We start from the raw sequence: 2856 nt of genomic DNA on the forward strand, positions 1-2856 counted from the left end.
CTGGCAATATTATTGTATTTAATTTTCAAATTTTCATACCAATCAGGATTACAAACAAGTTTAAAAGAATCTAAATCGAAATACAAAGTAGCCAACTGGATATTAGAATTGGCGAAAAATAATTTTAGCTTTAAAAATCCAAATCATCTTGAATTTGCTTTAGAAAAGAATAATAGTTTAGTAACAAAATATTTAGGTTACAGAGAAAAACATTTTAGTGTAATAAAAAGACAATTTTCGCAACTATTAATTTTTAAAGCATTAATTACTTCGAGTTTACTTCTTATTGGCGGATTTTTAGTAATCAATCAGCAAATGAATATCGGGCAATTTGTGGCTGCAGAAATTATTATTTTATTGGTAATTAATTCTGTTGAAAAAATAATTTTAGGTTTAGAAACATTTTACGATGTGCTAACTTCTGTTGAAAAAATTGGACAAATCACCGATTTAGAGCTAGAACCTTCAGATGAATCTTCAATTGAAAATAATTCTTGTTTTTCTAATTTATCTATTACTTTGGAAAATGTTGAATTTAAATTTGAGTTTGAAAATGAAAATGTGTTAGAAAATATTGACCTAGAAATAAATCAAGGCGAAAGAATTATAATTGAAGGAGAAAACGGTTCGGGAAAAACAACTTTAATTAGATTGTTAAGTGGTTTATTACAACCAACAAAAGGTCATTTTATTATCAATGACGATACTTATAACAAAGTAAACATAAACGATTATCGCAAACATTTTGGAAGTATTATTTATGGCGAATCGCTATTTGAAGGCACAATTTTAGACAACATTACATTTAATCAAAAAACAGAAAAAAGTGTGTTAAAATGGGCTTTAGACGGTGTAGATTTAACCTCATTTATTAAAACATTGCCTTTAGGATTACAAACACCAATAACTTCAGATGGCAAACAGCTTTCATCATCAAATATGCAAAAAATATTAATTGCAAGAAGTATTATAAATCAACCAAGAATTTTATTTTTTGAAAATGCTTTAGACAAAACAGATACAGAAACCGCCAAAAAAATTATTGATTTCTTATTACATAAAGATCAAAAATGGACCATAATAGCCGTTTCTAAAAATGCTCATTTTAAAGAAAAATGCAACCGAGTTATCACGTTAAGTGAGGGTAAAATTAGTAACGATTTAAAAAAAATATAATTATGCTAAATATTTCAAATAAAAACAGCATACCAGTTTCTAATTTAGAAAAACATAGTGCCGTACAACAACTTAACAATAGCAAGCATTATAAAATACTAAACAAAATATTAGTTATTTTTTCAGTAGTATGTGTAATTGTTATATTCTTGCCTTGGACACAAAACATATCTGGTTCTGGTGCGGTAACAACTTTAAAACCAAATCAACGACCTCAAACTATTCAATCCTTAATTTCGGGAAGAATTGAAAAATGGTATGTTAATGAAGGTGATTATGTTGAAAAGGGAGATACTATATTATTTATATCGGAAATTAAAGAAGATTATTTAGATCCAAATTTAGTTGAAAATACAGGTAATCAAATGAAAGCAAAGGAAAATGCTGTACGTTCTTATGCAGATAAAGTAATTGCTTTAGAAGATCAAATGGGCGCTATTCAGAACGAAAAAAATCTAAAATTACGACAAGCACAAAATAAATTAAAACAAGCTTACTTAAAAATTCAAAGTGATAGCATCGATTTTGAAGCAAGTAAAACCCAACTCAAAATAGCCCAAACACAATATAAACGTTCTGTAAGCCTAGAAAAAGAGGGATTAAAAGCTATGACCGATGTTGAAGAAAAACGATTAAAATTACAAGAAACTGAAGCAAAAATTATCACGCAAGAAAACAGATATATCACAAGTAAAAATGAAGTGTTAAATGCAACAATGGAACTCAACCGAATTAGGGCCGAATATGCTGAAAAAAACGCCAAAGCAAGCAGCGATAAACAAACTGCCTTAAGTGTACAATTTGACACCGAAGCTCAAGTAAATAAACTTAAAAACCAATATAGTAATTATAAAATTCGTAATGGCATGTACTACATAAAAGCACCACAAAGTGGTTATATAAACCGAGCATTAAAATCTGGATTAGGTGAAAACATTAAAGAAGGTACACCAATTGTAAGCATAATGCCAGCAAAATATGATGTTGCCGTAGAAACGTATGTTTCGCCAAATGATTTTCCTTTAATTCAAAAAGGTGAAAAAGTACGTATTTGGTTTGACGGTTGGCCAACAATTGTATTTTCAGGATGGCCAAATTTATCCTACGGAACTTTTGGTGGAAAAATTGTTGCTATTGAAAATTTTATTTCTGAGAATGGAAAATACCGAATTTTAATTGCACCTGATGAAACTGACAAACATAAATGGCCAAAACAATTAAGTATGGGATCTGGAGCACAAACTATGGCACTATTAAATGAAGTTCCTATTTGGTTTGAAGTATGGCGAACGCTTAATGGGTTTCCACCAAACTATTACAAAACAACTAAAGAAAAAAGTAAAGATGTTTCTGAAAAATAATACAAAAATGAAGACCTTTTATTTATTATTCTTTTTCGCTGTTAATTTTGTAAATGCTCAAGTAACCAGAGAAATGTCCTTTAATGAGTATTTGGCAATGGTGAAAAAATTTCATCCTTTAGTGAAAATTGCAGATTTGGAAATTTCGCAAGCACAATCAAATTTATTAATGGCTCGAGGTGCTTTTGATCCAAAATTAGAAGCAGATTTTAACAATAAAGAATTTAACGATAAAAAATATTATTCCGTTTTTAATGGTGGATTTAAAATTCCAACTTGGTACGGAATTGAATTTAGTGGGGGTTTTGAAAGTAATGAG

At 29.1% G+C, this 2856-nt stretch carries 3 protein-coding genes; all 3 read left to right on the forward strand.

Annotated features, from left to right (window positions below; genetic code table 11):
- A partial coding sequence (locus tag ACIQ2I_RS08855; RefSeq protein WP_396182048.1) for an ATP-binding cassette domain-containing protein occupies positions 1–1176 on the forward strand: 1176 nt, incomplete at its 5' end.
- 2 nt (positions 1177–1178) lie between these two features.
- On the forward strand, positions 1179–2537 hold the full coding sequence (locus ACIQ2I_RS08860; RefSeq protein ID WP_396182049.1) for an HlyD family secretion protein: 1359 nt from the start codon (positions 1179–1181) through the stop codon (positions 2535–2537).
- Between the two features lie 7 nt (positions 2538–2544).
- A partial coding sequence (locus tag ACIQ2I_RS08865) for a TolC family protein (protein WP_396182050.1) occupies positions 2545–2856 on the forward strand: 312 nt, incomplete at its 3' end.

It is taken from the genome of Flavobacterium sp. (genome assembly GCF_044368995.1).
Lineage (GTDB): Bacteria > Bacteroidota > Bacteroidia > Flavobacteriales > Flavobacteriaceae > Flavobacterium.

Coding starts and splice junctions, on each gene's coding strand:
- ACIQ2I_RS08860 (WP_396182049.1), top strand. CDS start 1,179: ATGCTAAATATTTCAAATAAAAACAGCATACCAGTTTCTAATTTAGAA.